This window comes from Kinneretia sp. DJ1R-11 (assembly GCF_025717595.1).
GTDB lineage: Bacteria > Pseudomonadota > Gammaproteobacteria > Burkholderiales > Burkholderiaceae_C > Paucibacter_A.
In genome coordinates this window covers 1-2788 of record NZ_JAJIRR010000031.1, presented here as the reverse complement: position 1 = coordinate 2788, position 2788 = coordinate 1, and the positions used below count along the sequence as shown (strand labels likewise).

3 protein-coding genes are annotated in these 2788 nt (G+C 59.4%); all 3 read left to right on the top strand.

All coding sequences use genetic code 11. The annotated features are described in order from the left end of the window. Window positions 1–163: 163 nt before the first annotated feature. Window positions 164–589: a hypothetical protein gene (locus tag LNV23_RS23710; RefSeq protein ID WP_263565215.1), complete on the top strand. Its 426-nt coding sequence runs from the start codon at window positions 164–166 to the stop codon at window positions 587–589. A 157-nt stretch (window positions 590–746) separates the two neighbouring features. Further along, a complete protein-coding gene (locus tag LNV23_RS23705) occupies window positions 747–1436 on the top strand; it encodes a hypothetical protein (protein ID WP_263565214.1) in 690 nt (229 codons plus the stop codon). 1151 nt (window positions 1437–2587) lie between these two features. Further along, window positions 2588–2788: transposase (locus LNV23_RS23700; protein ID WP_505191020.1), on the top strand; the 201-nt coding region annotated here is incomplete at its 3' end.

Genomic DNA, 2788 nt, shown 5'->3' with positions numbered 1-2788 from the left:
ACAGGCGGCACAATTGCACTCAGGTGCCGCTAGAGCGGCTTACAGTCTCCGATTCACCGATGAGCCCAGAAACTCGCCATCGCCGACATTCGCACGCCCTGAGCGTTGAGGGTGGTCGTGGATTTCGGGTTATTGGACAACCTCGTTAGGCCGCACAATCCACATGTTCGTCACCTTCCCCATTCTGAAGAAACGAGAAGAACTCAGCCGGGTTCGATTCGACGCAGCCGACTGCCGTCAGTACATCGACGAACTATTGATCGAGGCACCTCACTTGGCTCCGGATCTTGAGTCCTTGCGCAGCCAGCTCAAGGCGCCAAAGTCGTCGGTTGATGGTGACGCATCCGTCGAACTCATCGCCAGGACGCCGCTTGATGAACGAAGAATGGAATGGATGGCGGCAGAACTGCTTCAACACGAGAAGGGTTCGGTACGGTGCGCCAAGTGCCAGCGAGAGCTCAAAGCTGCTGGTAGCGTCTTCGAACGCTATGAACGGGGGCGCGGTCGGCTGGACGGTGGTGGCGGACGTCGCTTCTATTGCGGGCTCCAGTTGCATATGCTGCTCGAAGTCGTTGACTGGCGCTCATAGCCACCTGCCGTGAGTGCGGCCTAACCCCTCGCTCAACCCCCGACCCACTACGGCAGGCCGCGTAAGCCCGGCCTGCGCCAGTCGTACCATAGTCGCAGCCCGGGCTTACGCGTCCTACCTCCGCGGTCGGGGTTAGCTCGAACGTTAGGCCTCGCAATTGAACGCTAGCGAACGACTCCAAGCCGGACGCGCCGCCACTTACGACGGGCGCTACGAAGACGCGCTCGCGCATTTTCTTTGGTACCACGATCACGCACTCAGCGAAGATAGCTCGCTGGCCGGAGTCAGGCTGTCTTTTGCGCTTGGCTATTGGGAGGAACTTGGAGAGAAGTACCCCGCGGCAATGGAGGTCTTTCGCGGTCGGAGGGACGCCAAGGTTGCGATCCTTCGGGCCGGGCAGCTTGATCGGGGCCTGTTTCACGACGTGGAAGCCATGAGCGAGAGACTCAACGAAGACGAAGTGACCGCAGAACTCTTTGCCATGCTGCACGAGCGCCGGCCGGAATTCGCCCACGCCTGCAGACGCATCGCGCTGCCGATGCTAGTGCGCAGCAGGCGCTATGTGTTGGCCAGGGAGTACATGCCCGAGCCTCAAGCCCATGTTGCAAGACTTGCGCAGGAGTTGATTCAAGATATCGAGGAGATTGAACAGCGCCCTCGAACCAAGGCGCCCCGCTTTGGAGCGTTCACACACAACTTCGCGCAGGACCTCCGCGATGTCCTGGTTGTTCTGCGATCCACTGGATCGGCAAAACTTGCGGCCCAGCTTCAGCTAGAGGCGCTAATTCTCCTCAAGTACAAGTACATCAGAAATGCTGTCACCAAACATCTGCCAAGCGAGGCCTAACCAATCGCTCAACCGGACCCGCGACGGCATGCCACCTACGGGCCTCATTTCATTCTGGCCCTTCGGCGTCCTGCCGTCGCGGGCCGGTTAGCTCAAACGTTACGCCGCACAAAGCCCCTCACTACTTCGCCCGCGATGGATCCATCCTCCCCTCAGCCGCAAACACCTCACGGCAAGACTGCATGGGATGTGCTTGCGCCTTTGCTTGCTAGACCAAAGGTGCTTGGCTTGCTCTTCTTGGCGGCTTGCGCCTTGACAGGAATGCTCTGGCTCACCGCACACTTAGCCGCTGATCCTGGCTCTGAGGTTTCAGTCGCAGGAGTCTTCAAGTACACGAAGGCTAGGCCCCATGGCCAGGCAGTGAGTTCACCTCCCAGCCCTACGGAGGAACTTCGTAAGGAAAACGAGCGCTTGGCTGCTCAACTTCGAGACGCCCAAGAGAAGCTACGCGTAGCTACGATTGGGGCCAACTCCTCGGCGGCGTCGGCGCCCTTAAGCCCGTCTGCACAAGAGGTTGAACTTGCCTCCAAAGTCAGGACTCTGGAGGCGGAGCGAGCAAACCTACTCACAGAGGTGCAGGCCAAGTCACGCGCCACTGAGGCCGCCTCAGCACTCTCAAGTCAGCTACGCCGACAACTGGAGAGTACTGCGGCCTGCGGCGCCGCAAATCAAGGTGTGGAAAGCGTGCAGGGACAACTCAGCGCGTGTGAAGCCCGAGTAGCGCGCGCCGAGAGTACACCATCGGTCTTCTTGTTCCGCATTCCGAATACGTTCCCCAGCACTGCCGATTGCGTAGATCGAATGACTTCAGCACTCGTCCGAATGTCTCCGGGCAGCCGTGCAAAGAGTTATCACGATGCCGTTGCCATCGATCATGGTCGCTACTTCATCTATGTTGCCTGCGGCAACGCGCCAAGCGCAGAGATTGTTGCTGCCGGCCCGGCATACCCCGAAGCAGAGCGGCTAGCCAAACTTGTATGGGCTACATTCTCATCGCGATAGTTTGGCCTAACCCTTCATTCCAGCGGACCGCCTCCGGAGGCCGATAAATTCAAACGTTGAGGCTGTAAAAAAACTCCCCATCGGGTCTGTCCCGATTCATTGCGCAGCCCCTGACGCGTCAAATACGCAGACCCGTCCAGGAGTCCGCCATGCCGCGCTACAAGCCCAGTGATTGCCACGCGATGATGCTGCCCGTGGTGCTGTCGGAGCAGATCGTGCCAGGCAGTTTTTCCTTCGCGCTGAGCTACCTGGTCGATCACGAGCTGGATCTGAGTGCCCTGGATGCGCGCTTCAACAACGACATCACGCGCGCCAGCGCCTACGACCCGCGCGTGATGCTCAAGATCGTC